At 45.2% G+C, this 17,177-nt stretch carries 12 protein-coding genes; 4 read left to right on the forward strand and 8 right to left on the reverse strand.

What is annotated here, in order from left to right; all coding sequences use genetic code 11:
* The first annotated feature begins 73 nt into the window (after positions 1-73).
* From BCU34_RS17385 to glgB, 3 genes are all read left to right on the forward strand, one after another.
* On the forward strand, positions 74-2,527 hold the full coding sequence (locus BCU34_RS17385) for a glycogen/starch/alpha-glucan phosphorylase (RefSeq protein ID WP_102432069.1): 2,454 nt from the start codon (positions 74-76) through the stop codon (positions 2,525-2,527).
* Positions 2,528-2,702: 175 nt separating this feature from the next.
* The gene (gene malQ, locus BCU34_RS17390; protein ID WP_102478692.1) at positions 2,703-4,883 is read left to right on the forward strand and encodes a 4-alpha-glucanotransferase; all 2,181 of its coding nucleotides are present in this window, start codon (positions 2,703-2,705) and stop codon (positions 4,881-4,883) included.
* A gap of 175 nt (positions 4,884-5,058) precedes the next feature.
* Positions 5,059-7,239, forward strand: coding sequence for a 1,4-alpha-glucan branching protein GlgB (gene glgB, locus BCU34_RS17395; RefSeq protein WP_048661013.1), 2,181 nt, complete (start codon positions 5,059-5,061; stop codon positions 7,237-7,239).
* A 62-nt stretch (positions 7,240-7,301) separates the two neighbouring features.
* On the opposite strand, the gene BCU34_RS17400 is transcribed toward glgB, so the two are convergent.
* From BCU34_RS17400 to BCU34_RS17425, 6 genes are all read right to left on the reverse strand, one after another.
* On the reverse strand, positions 7,302-7,778 hold the full coding sequence (locus BCU34_RS17400) for a hypothetical protein (protein WP_048662435.1): 477 nt from the start codon (positions 7,776-7,778) through the stop codon (positions 7,302-7,304).
* A gap of 222 nt (positions 7,779-8,000) precedes the next feature.
* On the reverse strand, positions 8,001-8,840 hold the full coding sequence (locus tag BCU34_RS17405; protein ID WP_048661015.1) for an energy-coupling factor transporter transmembrane component T family protein: 840 nt from the start codon (positions 8,838-8,840) through the stop codon (positions 8,001-8,003).
* The gene (locus BCU34_RS17410; protein ID WP_102478693.1) at positions 8,837-10,531 is read right to left on the reverse strand and encodes an ABC transporter ATP-binding protein; all 1,695 of its coding nucleotides are present in this window, start codon (positions 10,529-10,531) and stop codon (positions 8,837-8,839) included. Before BCU34_RS17410 ends, BCU34_RS17405 begins: the two co-directional genes overlap by 4 nt.
* A gap of 6 nt (positions 10,532-10,537) precedes the next feature.
* Positions 10,538-11,086, reverse strand: coding sequence for an ECF-type riboflavin transporter substrate-binding protein (locus tag BCU34_RS17415; RefSeq protein WP_004732085.1), 549 nt, complete (start codon positions 11,084-11,086; stop codon positions 10,538-10,540).
* Between the two features lie 303 nt (positions 11,087-11,389).
* Positions 11,390-12,520, reverse strand: a complete 1,131-nt coding sequence (locus BCU34_RS17420) for an HlyD family secretion protein (RefSeq protein WP_057623594.1) — start codon at positions 12,518-12,520, stop codon at positions 11,390-11,392.
* On the reverse strand, positions 12,520-12,915 hold the full coding sequence (locus tag BCU34_RS17425; RefSeq protein ID WP_048662431.1) for a DUF3302 domain-containing protein: 396 nt from the start codon (positions 12,913-12,915) through the stop codon (positions 12,520-12,522). Before BCU34_RS17425 ends, BCU34_RS17420 begins: the two co-directional genes overlap by 1 nt.
* A 250-nt stretch (positions 12,916-13,165) precedes the next feature.
* On the opposite strand from BCU34_RS17425, the gene BCU34_RS17430 reads away from it, so the two are divergent.
* Positions 13,166-14,068: a DMT family transporter gene (locus tag BCU34_RS17430; RefSeq protein ID WP_102478694.1), complete on the forward strand. Its 903-nt coding sequence runs from the start codon at positions 13,166-13,168 to the stop codon at positions 14,066-14,068.
* 49 nt (positions 14,069-14,117) lie between these two features.
* Here BCU34_RS17430 and BCU34_RS17435 read toward each other — a convergent pair whose 3' ends face one another.
* Both BCU34_RS17435 and BCU34_RS17440 read right to left on the reverse strand, forming a co-directional pair.
* The gene (locus tag BCU34_RS17435) at positions 14,118-15,698 is read right to left on the reverse strand and encodes a GGDEF domain-containing protein (protein WP_102432075.1); all 1,581 of its coding nucleotides are present in this window, start codon (positions 15,696-15,698) and stop codon (positions 14,118-14,120) included.
* Positions 15,698-17,167 carry a hypothetical protein gene (locus BCU34_RS17440; RefSeq protein WP_102478695.1) on the reverse strand — a complete coding sequence of 490 codons (1,470 nt, stop codon included), beginning with the start codon at positions 17,165-17,167 and terminating at the stop codon, positions 15,698-15,700. The genes BCU34_RS17435 and BCU34_RS17440 overlap by 1 nt, the downstream gene beginning before the upstream one ends.
* Between the last annotated feature and the right edge of the window lie 10 nt (positions 17,168-17,177).

Below are 17,177 nucleotides of genomic sequence, written 5' to 3' on the forward strand. Positions count from 1 at the left end.
GATGTTTAGTTTATGGTGACCATGCACGATATGTCACAGATGAATTAGAACTATTAAAAGCGAGATTTCTGAAATGAAACCAACTCAGCAAAAAACTTTCGATAAAGTGTCGTTCCAAGAAAGCGTTAAGAAGCATTTATCTGCAACCTACGCAACAACGATTGAAAACGCGGATAGCCGCGCATGGTACCTAGCAATGGGTCGCGCATTAGCAGAACTCACAACATTCGACCTGCTAGAAACTGAAAACGATGAAAAAATTAAGAACGCGAAAAGCGTTAACTACCTTTCATTAGAGTTTTTGATTGGCCGTCTGACAGGTAATAACCTGATCAGCATGGGTCTATACGAACAGATCACTCATGCAATGGAAGAGCTAGGTCAAAACCTAACTGACCTTCTAGAAGAAGAACGCGACCCATCACTAGGTAATGGTGGTCTTGGTCGTCTAGCTGCTTGTTTCATGGATTCTTGTGCTGCTCAAGAATACCCAACAGTAGGCTACGGTCTTCACTACGAGTACGGTCTATTCAAACAATCTTTCCAAGACGGCCGCCAACAAGAAGCACCTGACGCGTGGCGCGGTGTTGAAGGTTACCCATGGGAAGTGGCTCGTCCAGAACTAGCACAACACATTGGTTTTTACGGTCATGTAGACGTTGAATTCATCGACGGTAAAGAAGTACGTACTTGGGTTCCAGGTATGGAAGTAAAAGCAATGCCTTGGGATCTACCTATCGTAGGTTACGAGTCAAACACGGTTTACCCGCTGCGTCTTTGGGAATGTCAGGCAATTGCACCATTCTCACTAGCAAGCTTTAACAACGGTGATTACTTCGAAGCGCAACACTCGCTAATCGATGCAGGTAACATCACGAAAGTTCTTTACCCGAACGACAACCACGAGAAAGGTAAGACTCTGCGTCTAATGCAGCAGTACTTCCACTCAGCAGCGTCTGTTCGCGATATTCTACGTCGTCACGAAGCAGCAGGTTTCTCTCTAGAAGAGCTGCCTAAGCAAGAAACGATTCAGCTTAATGATACGCACCCAACAATTGCGATTCCTGAGCTAATGCGCATCTTGATTGACGAGAAAGGCCTATCTTGGGATCAAGCATGGGAAATCAGCGCTCATACGTTCGCTTACACGAACCACACACTACTTCCTGAAGCTCTAGAGACTTGGTCTGAATCATTGATCAACCGTCTTCTTCCACGTCACATGGAAATCATTTTTGAAATCAACCACCGTTTCATGCAAGAAGTTCGCAAGATGTGGCCTGGTGACGGTGAGAAGCAAGCGAAGCTTTCTATCATCCAAGAAGGTTTCCACCGCATGGTTCGCATGGCAAACCTATGTGTGATTGGCTCTTACAAAGTAAACGGTGTAGCTGCGCTTCACTCACAACTGGTTAAGAAAGACTTGTTCCCTGAGTTTAACGAAATCTTCCCAGGTAAACTGACTAACGTAACGAACGGCATCACGCCACGTCGTTGGTTGAAGTTCTGTAACCCAGGCCTATCTAATCTAATCACAGGTAAGATTGGCTCTGAGTGGCCAGCAAAACTTGAGCAGCTTGAAGGCATCGCTCAGTTCGCAACAGACGCGAAATTCCAAAAAGAATTCATGGCTGTTAAGAAAGAAAACAAACAGCGTCTTGCTGATTGGGTTCAAGAGAACATGGGTATCGAGCTAGATACTAACGCTATCTTTGATGTTCAAATCAAGCGTCTTCACGAATACAAGCGTCAGCACCTAGATTTGCTACACATTCTATCTCTGTACCACCGTATTCTTAACGAACCTGGTTTCGAGTGTGAGCCACGCGTATGTTTCTTCGCAGCGAAAGCAGCTCCGGGTTACCACCTAGCGAAAGAGATCATCTTCGCGGTTAACAAGATTGCAGAGAAGATCAATAACGACCCTCGCATTGGCAACAAATTGAAAGTGGTATTCATTCCTGACTACCGTGTAAGCATGGCTGAAATCATCATCCCTGCAGCAGACGTTTCTCAGCAAATCTCACTAGCTGGTAAAGAAGCATCAGGTACGGGCAACATGAAGATGGCTCTAAACGGCGCGCTAACTATCGGTACGATGGATGGTGCAAACGTTGAGATTCGTGAAGAAGTGGGCGATGAAAACATCTACATCTTCGGCCTAGACGTTGACGGTGTTCAAGCACTGAAAGCTCAGGGCTACAACCCATACGACTACTACAATGCAGACCCACTACTGAAAGCATCTCTAGACCTTCTGACTGGCGATGAGTTTACACCGGGTCAACCAGGCCTTCTACGTGCAACGTTTGATAGCCTGCTAGACGGTGGTGACCCTTACCTATGTCTTGCTGACTTCGCATCTTACGTGAAAGCGCACGAAGACATGGGTACGCAATACAAAGACCAAGCAGGTTGGGCTAAGAAAGCGATTCTTAACACCGCATTGGTTGGTAAGTTCACATCAGACCGCTCTATCCGCGACTACGTGAACAACATCTGGAAACTTGAAGCGGTTAACCGTTAATACTTCCAAAGTAGCCAAGGCAGTTTCTGCCTTGGCTCAATTAGCTTGTGAGCAAACAGATGGCTTATCCGATAGCAATGCTTACAAACTGATTGTCACAAGCTAATTGATTAGTAAGAAATTAAATTAACAACCCTACAAAATAGAAAGCGTCAGAACGTTTTCGGAGAGAGCGATGAAAGAACAGACCGTATTAAAACAAGTCGCAGAAATGGCAAACATTGCCGACAGTTACGTTAGTGCGTGGGGCGATGAAGCACAAGTATCAGACGAGACGATTACGTCTCTATTGGCTTCGTTGGGCTACGATACAAGCAGCGATGATGCACTGCTTAAGTCAGCAGAAAGAAAACACAAAAAAGATGTACTAGACCCAGTTCTTGTCTTGCGTGACGGTGAGCCAGTAGAAGTGGCGCTTAATCTAGGTGTAAGTGCTCGTGAAAGTGAGTTCAGCTGGCGCTTAGAAACCGAGCAAGGAGAGGTACTTGAAGGCTATCTTCAATCTCAAGTCGTTCGTGATGAGCGTGCTGAGGGTGGCCCTTTAGTGTTTGCATTGCCAAGTGATTTGGCATGGGGTTATCACAAGCTAATTGTGAGCCGTAAGCGCCGTAAGAAGCCTTACGAGATGACACTGATTATTACGCCAAAAGCGTGTTTCAAGCAGTCACCAATCGAGCAAGGCAAAAAGCTGTGGGGACCAAGTGTTCAACTTTACACACTAAGAACTCAGCACAACTGGGGTATTGGTGATTTCGGTGACCTAAAACAGCTTGTTGCTGATATCGCTTCTCGCGGCGGTGATTTCGTTGGTCTAAACCCAATCCACTCATTGTTCCCTGCGAACCCTGAAGGCGCGAGCCCATACAGCCCGTCTTCTCGTCGCTGGTTGAACATCCTATACATTGATGTGAGTTCAGTACCTGAATTCGCACTAAGTGCAGAAGCACAACAAACGGTAGGCAGCGCAGAGTTCCAGCAGCGTCTACAAAAAGCGCGTGAAGCACACTGGGTAAACTACACTGAAGTGTCTGAGCTGAAGATGAGCATCTTGCCTTTGCTATTTGCAGAGTTTAAGACTCGTCATTTAGACAAGAACAGTGACCGTGCACAAGCGTTCTTAGCCTTCGTAGAAGAGGGTGGCGACAGCCTAATGCATCAAGCCGCGTTTGATGCTCTACATGGTGAACTACACGCTGAAGATTCTGGCATGTGGGGATGGCCGGTATTCCCTGAGAAGTACCGTACATTCGACAGCCCAGCGACACAGAAGTACATCAAAGAGAACCTAGAAAACGTTCATCTGTACATGTACCTACAATGGCTAGCAGATTGCCAGATCAACGATGCACAGTCTCTTGCTGAAGAGAAAGGTATGGCTGTTGGCCTGTACCGTGACTTAGCGGTAGGTGTTGCAGATTCGGGCAGCGAAACTTGGGCTGACGAAGGCAACCTAGTGATGGATGCGAGCATTGGTGCTCCACCTGATATTCTTGGTCCTCTAGGCCAAAACTGGGGCTTACCACCACTGAACCCAGAAGTGCTTCAAGAAACAAGCTACGATGCTTACATCAAGCTACTTCGTGCGAACATGAAACATTGTGGTGCACTGCGTATTGACCACGTTTTAGGTCTACTGCGTTTGTGGTGGATTCCAAAGGGTGAAAACGCAACCAAAGGCGCTTACATCTACTACCCAGTACAAGACATGCTGTCGATTCTTGCGCTCGAATCTCACCGTTACCAATGTAGCGTTATCGGTGAAGATTTAGGCACGGTGCCTGATGAGATTGTAGACATTCTAGCAGATGCTGGCGTGCACTCTTACAAAGTGTTCTTCTTTGAAACATCAGAAGAAGACGGTGGTTTCATCTCACCGAAACACTATGCACCACAATCAATGGCGGCACTGTGTACGCACGATATGCCAACATTACGTGGCTTCTGGCACTGTGATGACTTGAAGATGGGCCAAGAGATTGGTTTATACCCAGATGCAGCACAGCTAGAAACTCTGTTCGATGACCGTCTTGAGTGCAAACAAGGTATCTTAGACTCAGTGGCATGGCATGGTTTCCTACCTGAAGGTGTGGGTCGCGATGCAAGCAAAGTACCGATGGATTCTTACCTTGCTGAAGCTCTTCAACTGCACGTAGCAGCTGGTGGTTCAACACTATTGAGTGTTCAGCTGGAAGATTGGTTAGAGATGGATAAGCCGGTAAACATTCCTGGCACGGTCGATGAGTATCCTAACTGGCGTCGTAAACTATCAATGAACTTGGACGAAATCTTTGCTCATGAAGGCGTTAATCGTATCGCTTCTAAGCTAACTGACGTTCGAGAAAAAGCAGGTAAGTAATGACGTTGAGTGACTTGAAATTAGGTGGTTTTTTGCTTACGCCGTACGAAACTACAACCTTGGTCACTCAATAATGAATGCTCATCTGGTAGAATAAACCGTCGTTATATTGCCCGCACTAATAGCGGGCATTTTTGTATTATATTTTTTGGATGTTTGGTTAGGGAGAAACGTTTTGGAACTAAGTTCGATTTCAAAGCAAAAACAAATATATACCCAACTATCACAGGCTTGCTTCACAGACCCATTTGCGTTTTTAGGTCCATACTTACCTTCTGATCAAGGTGCATTACGTGTATGGATTCCTGGAGCAGATAAAGTCGAGTTGATTGTTGGAAAGGAACCTCGTATTGAGTTATCGCGAGAGGGTGAAAGTGGTTTCATTCTTAAGCAAGAGAGAGATTTGCGTTTCACTCACTATAAGCTTGCGGTTGATTGGGCTGGAGTAGAACAGATCATCGATGATCCGTACCAGTACCACGATCTGTACGCGAGCTACGAAGATCTTCACACACCGAAAGATATGTACCATCACATGGGGGCTCAGTTTATTACGCTAGAGCGTGATGGACAGACGATTGCAGGTACTCGTTTCTTGGTGTATGCACCGCACGCAACAGCGGCAAGCTTGATAGGTAACTTCAACGCTTGGGATGGTCGCCGCCACCCAATGCAACGCTTAGATTACGGTATGTGGGGCCTATTCATTCCTGAACTGGAAGAGGGCGCTCAATACAAGTTTGAATTAAAAGGACCCAATGGCGAAGGCTTACCGCATAAAGCCGACCCATGGGGTTTTTACTCAGAGCAATACCCATCATTTTCTTCTGTGACTTACGATCACGCTCGTTACGAGTGGCAAGATACTAAGTGGCAGAATCGTCCAGTGACGCAAAAGCGTAAAGAAGCGCTTTCGTTCTATGAACTGCACGCGGGTTCTTGGAAGCGTAACGCTGAAGGTGAGTTCTTAAATTATCGCGAGCTTGCGGCAGAGCTGATCCCATACCTAACAGATCTTGGCTACACGCACGTTGAGCTAATGCCAGTTTCAGAGCACCCATTCTACGGTTCTTGGGGCTATCAGCCAGTAGGTCTATTTGCACCGACTAGCCGTTTTGGTTCTCCAGATGATTTCAAATACTTCGTCGATCAATGTCACCAAGCGGGTCTTGGTGTTGTTCTGGATTGGGTTCCTGCTCACTTCCCAAGTGATGATCACGGCCTAGCAAACTTCGACGGTACGCCATTGTTCCATGATCCAGATCCACGTCGTGGTTGGCACCAAGATTGGAACTCGTACATTTACGATTTAGGCAAAGAGCATGTACGTCGCTTCTTAGTTTCTAACGCATTGTACTGGTTCGAGCAATTCCACATTGATGGCATTCGTGTTGATGCAGTCGCTTCGATGCTTTACCTCGATTACTCGCGCAGCCATGATCAATGGATTCCGAACGCAGACGGCGGCAACGAAAACTACGATGCTATCGCTACGCTTAAGTGGATGAACGAAGAAGTATACAAGCACTTCCCGAATGCGATGACAATTGCTGAAGAGTCTACCGCTTTCCCGGGTGTTTCAGCACCGACCTTTATGGGCGGCTTAGGTTTCGGCTTTAAGTGGAACATGGGTTGGATGCACGATAGCTTGTCTTACATCCAAGAAGATCCAATCAACCGTAAATATCACCACGATACGATTACCTTCCCGTTAGTTTACGCTCACAGTGAGAACTACGTATTGTCTCTGTCTCACGATGAGGTGGTTTACGGTAAGGGCTCTATCCACAACAAGATGCCTGGTGATGAATGGCAGCAAACGGCAAACCTTCGTGCTTATATGGGTTACATGTATGCTCAGCCGGGTAAGAAGCTGAATTTCATGGGTGCAGAATTTGGTCAGACGGCCGAATGGAACCATGATGACCAATTGCAATGGTTCTTGTTAGATTATGATCGTCATCAAGGTGTTCAGCGTTTAACGAAAGACCTGAATAATCTGTACCGCTCTGAAGCTGCAATGCACGATCTTGATTTTGACCCGAAAGGCTTTGAGTGGCGTCTACAGGACTCTGCTGAAGCGAGCATTCTTGCACATGAGCGCATCAGTGAATCTGGTGAGCGTGTATTAGTTGTCTCTAACTTTACACCCGTTCCTCACGAGCATTTCCGCTTAGGTGTTCCTGCAAAAGGTGAGTACTCACTACTGTTGAATACAGACTCAACTGATTATGCGGGCAGTGGTTTTGAAGTGAAGCAGACAGCTGAGATTGAATCGGTAGAAAGCGAAGGTCTAGACACTTCGATTGAGCTGCGTTTACCGCCACTTTCAACAATATTCTATAAGTTGAAATAAGCGCTAGCTTAAAATAAGACGGGAGCCGAAAGGCTCCCATTTTTTTGTTGTCAGTTGCTGTTTTACGCTGGAGTTCTACTAAAATTGGTGAGTTGTAGTAGTGAGCGTCCAATGACCACTTCAATGATCGCCCTTGCATCAGCCCCGAACCTTTCAGTCATCTTTTGGCGAAATTCACCATCAACTTGTAAGTTGAACTCTTCTGGAACACAGTTTTGCGATGCATGGAAAAACATTAGTTTGATAGAGTGTCTAAAAGGTTTTTCAGTAAGTGCGCTTTGCCAAGAGCGATAAAACGTCTCCTGATCTGAAAAGTCTAATGACTTCATCATAATAGCTAATACGTGTTCATGTAAGACAGTTCTTACTGCACGTGTTGAAGGATAGTACCCTTGCAACGTAGTTAAACTAATGCCGATTTCTTGAGCAATCCTTGCATAAGTTAGCGCTTCATGTCCTTCTGCTAGAAAAAGATTTAATACGATTTCATCGTAGTTTTTTTGATTTTCTATTTTCTGAGCTTGGGTAATTCGAGCCATTACAAATCTCTATTGAGTGTAACATTCTGTAAACACATATATTAATAGTTTCTGATAGAGATCTCAAAGCCTAGAGGTAATAAAAACGTCAGTTTATCGTCAAAATTCGATAGATATAGATCGTTCGCTTGAATTTCAACCAGCTCTAAGTCCATATAAAAACACCGCTCTATTGAGCGGTGTGTTATCTAAAGTCTTTGTTTATATTGCTAATTCAGAAAGCTAGAACGGATACCAAAATAACTGCGGCTCTAGAATGCGTTTCGCAATGGCTAACACCACGATAAAAGCGATGACACTCAAACAAACAAAGTCGATACGTTTCAAAGGTGCATAGCTATACCAAGTGCGAGATTTATGTCGTCCGAAACCGCGCAGTGTCATCGCATTTGAGATCTCATCTGCTCTATCCAAGCTTGAAAAAATCAATGGCCCTAACACTTTAGCAACATTTTTGATGCGAGTAATGAGTGGTGCTTTCTTGGAAAGTTCTACTCCACGAGCCTGTTGAGCGTGCATGATATTGATGAAGTCCTTCTTAACCTCAGGCAAGTAACGCAGGGTTAAACTCACCGCATAAGCAATTTTGTAAGGAACTCCGATACGGTTGAGACTCGCTGCAAACTCAGTTGGATGCGTTGTGAAGACAAAAATCAACGCTATCGGGAACATGCTCATGTACTTGAGCGTGACAGTGACTAAGTAAAACAAAGTCTCTTGGCTCAACGAGTAGTTACCCGGTAATGTCAGCAATAAGGTTTCGCTGCCGATGAGCTCTGTACCTTGCTGCGGAGCAAGCAGGTACATGAACAAAGCATTTAGGCTCAGAACACTTGCAGTACCAATCAATAGCGGCTTGTAAACACGAACAGGAACTTGAGTCAGCTTTAATAGATATAAGCCAGTCAGGATCAAAACAACGATGAGTCTAAGATCGAACGTTGTAAGAACAACGGTTACCCAAGCTAAAAACAGTGCAAACTTGGTGATGCCATTGAGAGCGTGTAGCGGTGATTTGGTATCAATGTAATTGATGCCGAATTTTACTTTTGATGCATTCATTGAGCACTTCTCTCGTAGTCGATGAAGTACTGCATAAATGCATTGGTGTCGTCGATTTTCATCATGGTCGCGAGTTCATAAATGCTGGTGGTACAAAGATTTGCGCGTTCTAACAGCGAAGGCTGACTGAATACTTCTGTCATCGCGGCATTGGCAATCAGCTTGCTGTCTGCAATCACGATTGAACGTGTGGTGTACTCTAGAACCAGGTGCATGTCGTGTGAGATGATTACAACAGTAATACCCAAATCACGATTAAGCTTTTGGATGAACGCCAGCATCGATGTGTAGTTACGGTAGTCTTGACCTGCAGTCGGTTCATCCAAGATAAGAAGCTCAGGCTCCAGTACTAGGATAGAAGCGATGGTTACACGTTTTTTCTGACCGTAGCTCAGTGCTTCGATCGGCCAGTGGCGGAACTTACTCAGCCCACACAGCTCAAGAACATGCTCTACTTTTTCTGTGATCAGCTCTTCTGCAATGTTGCGGTTACGAAGACCAAAAGCAACCTCGTCAAAAATCATATGATGCGAGATCATATGATTTGGGTTCTGCATCACGACACCGACTTTCTGGCTTCTTTCAAAGATAGAAAGTTCAGATAGGTCTTCACCATTTAGATAGGAAGAGCCTGAATCGGCATCGATCACACCCATGATGAGTTTAGTGATGGTTGATTTACCCGAACCGTTTTTGCCCAGAATCGAAACAAACTCACCTTTGCCAATCTTGAAGCTGACATCTTCGAGTGCGTTCTTCTCGCCGTCATAAGAATAAGTCAGACCATGAACTTCGAGTAAAGGTGGGTACTGCTTCTCTGCTACCGGGGCTGGGCGCTCAGCAAACCAAGCTTGAACAGCAGGGCGGAACCTTTTGTAGTCTAAAGCTTTGAGGTTTGACAGCTTGTCTTCGCTGGTTAGTGGGGCTTTCGCCGCCTTAAGCGCCGACAAGTAAAGCGGTTCACGAATACCGTGTGTATCAAGTAATTCAGAAGCCAAGATTTCATCGGGTGTCGTGTCAGCGACGATTTCACCGCGTTCCATTAAGATCACGCGGTCGATATCGCGATGTAGGACATCCTCGAGGCGGTGCTCGATAATCACGATGGTCTTGTTGGTTTCTTTATGCAGCTGGTCGATGATCTCAATCGTTGCCTTACCCGTTTTAGGGTCAAGGCTTGCTAGAGGCTCATCAAACAACAAGATATCAACGTCGTCAACTAAGATGCCCGCTAATGATACTCGCTGCTTTTGACCACCAGAAAGGTCATGAGGTGAACGCTCAAGCATGCCCGCTAGGTCGACCATTTTTGCAGTCGACTTAACTAACGGGTACATATCAATGTTCGACATCAACTGGTTTTCGAGTGCGAAAGCGATATCTTCACCGATACTTAAACCCACAAACTGGCTGTCAGTATCTTGTAATACCGTGCCGACTTGCTCGGTATAATCGTGCATCGAAAACTCAGAGGTATTCTTGCCGTTTATCTCTAAAGAGCCCGTTACCTCACCTTTGATTGCATGAGGTATCAAACCATTGAGACACTGACCTAGGGTAGATTTACCACTACCACTTGGTCCAATAATGACGATTTTCTCTCCTTTCTCTATCCTTAGATTGATATTTTTTAGCGTCGGTTTATCCAGCGACTCATATCTAAAAGAGAAGTTCGAAAATGCTATAGTCATTATCGCTTATGCCTCAGTCAGGTTGCGGCTTTGTTTGTTGCGTTTAGCGACTGATTTTAGGATCAGGAAGCCCACAACAGCGATCAGAACGGTGTTACCCGCTGCGATGATAGACAGTTGAGTGAAGACTTTAGTAAACGGTTCTGCGTATAGGATGGTGTCTAGGAACGCAGAGCAGCCATAGCCTACAACGTTACCTGCAAGGGCCAGTATCACGAACAATACAAAATCTTTCATTGGCAGTTCGCCTTGTTGAAGACGGTTCTTAGTCATCATAGGGAACAAGCCGATAACCATGCCTACTATACCTGAGCCTAAAACCCAAGTTAACCACACGCCCCAACCTGCGAACAGATCCGTAACCCAGTGACCGATAAAGCCAACTAAGAAGCCAACAATTGGGCCGAACAAAACAGAAAATAGTGCTAGGACTGCCATCGCTGGTTTCAATGTCGTGTTCGCAAACACTGGAACACCAAACATAGGTAAACCACCAATGCCGTACAGTGCCGCGCCAATGGCAATAACGACCACTGTTTTAGCTGAAAAGTTCATAGATAACCTCGAATACTGAAAGATAAAGCTGAATAAAGAACGAATATTCGCCATTATTAATATGCGTCTCAATGAGAACGTTTTTTGGGCAAATATAAAAAATAAGGCGCGCATTATACAGTAGAACCCTTTCATAAGGGAAGGTAAGTGTCTAGATGTCTAAAATTCCATCTGAACACTTAAATATCGTGTAAAAAGCGCAATTTTACGGTTAATCAAGCAACAAAAAAGCCAGAGCAGGGTCTGGCTTTTTCATTCGTCTTAACAATGTGTTAAGCGGCTTCGTCGCATATCTACGACCGTTTAGTGGTCTAGGTATAGATAGTTTTGCCAACTCTTCATACGAATAAGCACCTTACGCATGATAGATACGTGAGTGAAGCTGTCAGAATAAACCGAAACCTCAACCGCAGTACCCATAGGTAGATGGTATTCAGATAGGTCATCTGTGATGGTTAACTTAACAAACACGCGACCACTGGTACGCAGAGCATCAGTACCTAGTAAAGCACCTCGAGCTTGGAATTGGCTCTCACCAATCGCAGGCAATACTTCATCAATACGGCCTTTAAACACTTTGCCTGGTAGAGCTCTGAATAAGAACTCAGCTTCGAACCCTGGTTGCAGACGCTGCAATGAGTTTTGTCTAAAAGCAGCGGTGTAGAACTGAGCTTCGGTGTGAACAAATGTCATCACTGGAGCCAGTGGAAGTGGCACGGCCATGACACCTGGGCGAAGGGCAAGTTGCGTCACATAACCATCTGTTGGCGCACGAACGATAGTTTGGTCTAAGTCAAATTGGGCTTTACGTAAATCGGCAAGTAAACCTGCAACGGCTGTGTTCTCGCCACCAATTTCTGAGTTGAGTGCGATTTGAGCTTGTTGTTGATTCGCCTCTGCAACTTTCACTGCAGCTTCTGCACCTTTGTACGCTTGTCGACGAGTATCGAGTTGTTGCTCGGTAAATGCGCCACTTTCGAACCCACGTTTGTATCGAGAGAATTCACGCTGTGCTTTGTCTCTTTCTGCAATTGCTTTTATTTTGGCGGCTTCAGCCTCTCCCACTTGAGACTCTAAGCCTAGAGCGCCTTGGCTCGCTTCTTTGACTTGCGCTTCCAGTTTTGCAACGGCCGCTTCAAAAGGGATAGGGTCGATCTTGAAAAGGATATCGCCTTTCTGAAGAGGCTTATTCGCTTCAACAGGAACTTCAATTACTTTGCCGCGCACACCAGAAACAATCGGTGTTGTTGAGTAAACTTGGTTACCGATTTGCGTGAACGGATGGTTGTAGTTCATCAATAGAATCAAAGTACCTATGAGTACGACCCCACCAAGTACCGCAGTTGGAACCGTCCACTTGTTTAGAGGGATATTGAATACTTTGAAAATCGTAATACAAAGTGCCGCGTAGGTCATTATCAGCAGTAAATCCATTACTTAGCCTCCTGATCTTGAACGTTGGTGGTCTCTTTCTCTGTGCTGTTTTGCACAGTAGCCGCTTGTTTGAGTTGGGCAATTTCGTCCTGAAGTGTGCTCACTTGGTCGATTAGAGAGTCGACACGGTGATGAATGTCGTGTTGTTCTTCTTCAAGCTTAGCGAAGCCCCAGCCACGATCTTTGCGCCACAACGTAGCCCAAATCCAAAGGAACGGCCAAATAGTGTGTAAAGTGAATAGGCTAACCCAGCCTGAGACGTGAATGGCATCTTGATGAGGGTGGTTGCGTTCTTTCGCAATTTCATAGGGAATATCGTGAATAACGATGATGCCGTAAAAGATGACTAATGCTACGAAAATCAGTAGACCGAGTGCAAAGTAGTCTAAAAACATAACAGATCCTTGTAATGTTAGATGTTAAGTTATAAATATACTACGCTATCATCCAAGTAATTGTTATAAAAATGATTTACCAATTTGAAATAATATGTTGTCGCTTCTTATGTGACTCAAAGCATGGATGGATCTTATAAAATTCAATCGTATTTGAAGAGGCTATTTCGGCTTCTTTGTTGGTATTCAAGCTGACATGATGACAGTTCCGATTCTAAATGACGGGCATAACCACTAGGGACAAATACGGATGTATATAGGTGAATTGGCGGCCATTGGCGCTGCAATTGTGTGGGCGTGTGCGACATGGATTTATGGACAATTTGGACATCGCTTCTCTGCAATGCAACTGAATATTGTTAAGGGTGTAGTGGCATCTGGGATGATGTTGCTGGTAATGCCTCTTATCCCAATGCCGGATTTTGAGCTTAGTACCAACCATTTTCTGATATTGGCAATTTCAGGTGTAATTGGAATAGCGATCGGAGATAGCGCCTATTTTGCGGCATTGAAAAGAATCGGCGCCAATAAGACTCTACTATTGGAATCTTTGGCACCGCCTCTTTCTGGTGTATTAGCGTTGATGTTCCTTGGCGCTGTATTGACATTGCAAAGCTGGCTCGGTGTCGTGATTACAACACTAGCGGTGACCTTCGTCGTCTTCCAGCCATCAAAATCGGCGAGCGGTGATTCGAATGACAAAGCGGAGTGGGGTGGCATTGGTTATGGGCTTGTGGCGAGTGTTTGTCAGGCATCTGGTGTGGTTATTTCTCATTACGCGTTAGTGGCGGGTGACATTCCACCATTGTTAGGTGCTTTGATTCGCCTGACGATTGGCGTGTCTGTCGTAATGCTGATTATCCCTTTCGTTGAAAAGAAGCCTTATTCATCGATAAAAAGAGATTTATGGGAAATGACCAAGCTCGACAAACTTTGGTTATTAGGGGCGATCTTTGTTGGGACGTTTCTCGCCCTTTGGCTCCAGCAAGTGGCGCTGAAAAATGCTAACCCTGCGGTTGCACAAACATTGATAGCGACCAGCCCTGTCTTTATTTTGGTGATTTATGCGCTGAAAGGGGAAAAGGTGTCAAAGCAAAGTGTCATCGGCACACTTGTCGCCCTTGCGGGAATTTCTCTGTTCTTTTATCAATAAGGGGCAGGCTTTTAGTTACAGAGCTAAAGAGCTAAAGAGTGTCATGGCTCTACTCTGTACAGACTTGATTGCGGCCGTTGGCTTTAGCTCGGTATAGCGCTTTATCGGCACGGTAGAAGGTGCGTTGAGTATTCTCTCCGTCACGATGCAAAGTGATACCGATACTTACGGTCAAACCGCGCTCCCCAAGTATTTCATGCCATCCGAATTGGAAGATACGTTCTCGATAATTTTCAGAGTGCATTTCTGCCTTAGCGAGATCGCTGTTCTCTAGGATGACCAAAAACTCTTCTCCGCCAAATCGGACACAGGATGCACCTCTAAACTTGAAGTACGATCTAAGCTCTTGCGAGACGCTGACGATCGCTTTATCACCCACTAAGTGGCTTAGTTCATCATTGATAGACTTAAAGTGGTCAATATCGATAACCATCAATGCGAAAGAGGTGTCGTGCAGCAGCATGTCTTTCAGTTTCACATCTAACCAACGACGGTTGTGTAATCCTGTCAATGGATCGGTGAATACGTCTTGTTGAAGTTGAGCAACCGCATTCTTGTGTTGCTCAGTCGTCTCTTTTAGTTCTTTGTTTTCTTGTTCAGAGAGAATGAGTTTGAGTTGTAACTCAAAACGAGACAAGCGGCGTAGCTGGCTTGCACCGAGTTCACTGATCGGGATCTGCTTCATTAGATCGGTTTCAATTCGGTAGCCTTTTTTCTCATAGCTTAGCGCTTCTTGAAAACGTCCTTGATTCATACACACGTCACTCAGCGAATCGTAGAATCGCTTCGCAAGCACTGGCGACGAGTAGGCTTTCACACGTTTGTCTGTGCTCGACAAAATCATGCTCGCGTAGTCTTGCTTGCCAGTTGCACTTAGACAATGTGCTAGCTCTAGGCGAGTCATAGTCGAAAGCCAGCTTGCTTGAGTGCTGTTGGCTGGGTATTGAACCTTGGACAGACAGCGTAGCGCTTCATGATATTTTTTCTTAGCGCGCAGCACCTTTGCTTGGTAAAGCAATATTTGAGCTGTGAGTAACTTGTCACTCACCAAAATACTCAGTTCTTCGCACTCATTCAGTAAATCGCTGGCTGCAGTAATACGGTTGAGCAGAAGCAAGCTCGCCACCATATGCAGCTTGAATTTGAGGCGAAGTGAGCGACTGCTTATCGCATGGTCTATGCTGCTGATTTTTTGGTAATAACGAAGGGCTCTGTTGTGATCGCCATAGGAATCACACAGGTTCCCCATGCCTAAAATTGCTAGTACATACTCATCGATATGGCCGTGTTCAACCGCGATTGTCGATGAACTGATGAATTCATTGAGTGCTGACGTGTAATCACCAATTTCAACTAAGCGGTCACTTAGGCTGGTCTTGACTGTCAGAATGTCTTCAATATCGGCAGGAAGGTGGAGCAGATCGAGTGCTCGTCTCAACTCTTCGATACTGGTTTGATTTTGTTGTAACTCGGCACGGTATTCAGAGCTGATGATATAGCAGTGCGCTTGCTCTGTTTGCGTTGTCGAAACGTGCTGGCGAATGTGGTTCCAGAAGATGATCGCTTCTTCACCTGATACCGATGAAGGGTCTAAACCGGCGTCTGTGATCTTGCTTAATAGCGTTTCCATTATTCTATTACCTCAGCATCGTCTTCTTCTAATTGTTCAAGCGTAAACGGGAACGTCAAAATATCATTGAGGCTGACGGTCGGTCTTGAACCTTTTAATCCTTTTCTATGCCAAGGATAAATATCAAGCATGGTGCTGAGAGTTTGGAAGGTTTGCTCTGCGGCTTCGCCTTTTTCGGAAAGCATAAGAGCCACACGTTCAGCACTTAGCCTTGCAATGAAGTCATTCTGGTTACATAAAGCATGAGCAATCTCGGTACAGACATCTAAGTAATCAGTATCGACATGATGGAACATAATGATGCTGTGGTTTGAACGCTTAAGCTCTGTCTTAAAGAGGACCAGTTTTTCCCACCAAAAGGTTTCAGAGACAACGTAAGATAGGTGCTTTTCAGGATCGTATTCATGTTGGCCTCGAATACGATTAATCAGCTTTCGTGCCCTCTGTTCAAGCTGGCGTTTTGAACTGCGTGCTTTGTCCAAACCGACACGATTAGTTTGCTCTTTAAGCATGCCGATAGAATATTGACGGTACTTTTTAAAGGCGACTAATGCTGCTTTGAAATCCTGGTTTTCTTCTGCAACCAAGGACTGTTGGTAACAAATTTGGCTAAGCAATTCACCATTATCAAATTCATTGGCGGATTGTTCAGCGAGTCTCAGTAATTCTGCCGCTTGTTCTGGCCTTTTTCTCAGGAGATCCAATCGAGCTCGACTGATGTATGAATGCGCCTTCATCCAAACTAGGTTGTGTTCGACTGCCAGACTGTGCGCTTTGGCAGTGGCGCGCTCTGCGTCATCTAAGCGTTCAAGACCAAGTAGAGCAAGGCCTCGGAAGTCCCATACTTCTGCATGCCAAGTGTTATCTTTATGGTCTTTTAATGCTTCTTCTGCACCGTCTAGTACCGATAGCATTTCAACATAGTTGTTGAGCAGATAGTAATCCCACGCGAGCAGTATTCTGGCTTTGCCCTCTAACCAACCAATGCGGCTGTTGTTAGCCACTTTAACGGCAAGTTGGTGAGTAGAACGTGCAAGTTTATATTCGTGGGTCATTCGCCAAATATTGCCGAGACCAATGAGGCATTCAATTTGAATTTCGACTTCATCAACCAACGCAGATTGCTCTAAAGCATTGATCCAAAACTGTTGGGCGGAATAATATTTGGCTTGCCCCCAGAACTGGAGAGCGTGTAAATGGAGGATTTCAGGGAGAAAAAGGTCGGTATCTAATCGGCTTTGGCGCTTATAGGCTTCCTTGATGTGCTTTAAACCTTTCTGGTAATCCATCAGGTTCCAGCTACACCTTGCCATTAACATCAATGACTGGATGGCACCCTCTTCAAACAGAACTTGCTCTGATCTGACTAGGCACTGTTGAGCGATCTCTAGGATCACCGATGGCTCAGAGTCAACACGAGTTTTGAGTTTTTCTAATTCTGTTTCAAGAAGGTACTGATTTTTGTCCAAGACTTAGATC

The sequence above is a fragment of the Vibrio sp. 10N.286.45.E10 genome, assembly GCF_002874195.2.
GTDB classification, from domain to species: Bacteria; Pseudomonadota; Gammaproteobacteria; order Enterobacterales; family Vibrionaceae; genus Vibrio; species Vibrio crassostreae.

Bases quoted from the DNA above. Each gene is read 5' to 3' on its own strand.
- malQ (WP_102478692.1), top strand. From the start codon at position 2,703: ATGAAAGAACAGACCGTATTAAAACAAGTCGCAGAAATGGCAAACATT.
- BCU34_RS17385 (WP_102432069.1), top strand. From the start codon at position 74: ATGAAACCAACTCAGCAAAAAACTTTCGATAAAGTGTCGTTCCAAGAA.
- BCU34_RS17420 (WP_057623594.1), bottom strand. From the start codon at position 12,520: ATGGATTTACTGCTGATAATGACCTACGCGGCACTTTGTATTACGATT.
- BCU34_RS17410 (WP_102478693.1), bottom strand. From the start codon at position 10,531: ATGACTATAGCATTTTCGAACTTCTCTTTTAGATATGAGTCGCTGGAT.
- BCU34_RS17415 (WP_004732085.1), bottom strand. From the start codon at position 11,086: ATGAACTTTTCAGCTAAAACAGTGGTCGTTATTGCCATTGGCGCGGCA.
- BCU34_RS17405 (WP_048661015.1), bottom strand. From the start codon at position 8,840: ATGAATGCATCAAAAGTAAAATTCGGCATCAATTACATTGATACCAAA.
- BCU34_RS17425 (WP_048662431.1), bottom strand. From the start codon at position 12,915: ATGTTTTTAGACTACTTTGCACTCGGTCTACTGATTTTCGTAGCATTA.
- BCU34_RS17435 (WP_102432075.1), bottom strand. From the start codon at position 15,698: ATGGAAACGCTATTAAGCAAGATCACAGACGCCGGTTTAGACCCTTCA.
- BCU34_RS17430 (WP_102478694.1), top strand. From the start codon at position 13,166: ATGTATATAGGTGAATTGGCGGCCATTGGCGCTGCAATTGTGTGGGCG.
- BCU34_RS17400 (WP_048662435.1), bottom strand. From the start codon at position 7,778: ATGGCTCGAATTACCCAAGCTCAGAAAATAGAAAATCAAAAAAACTAC.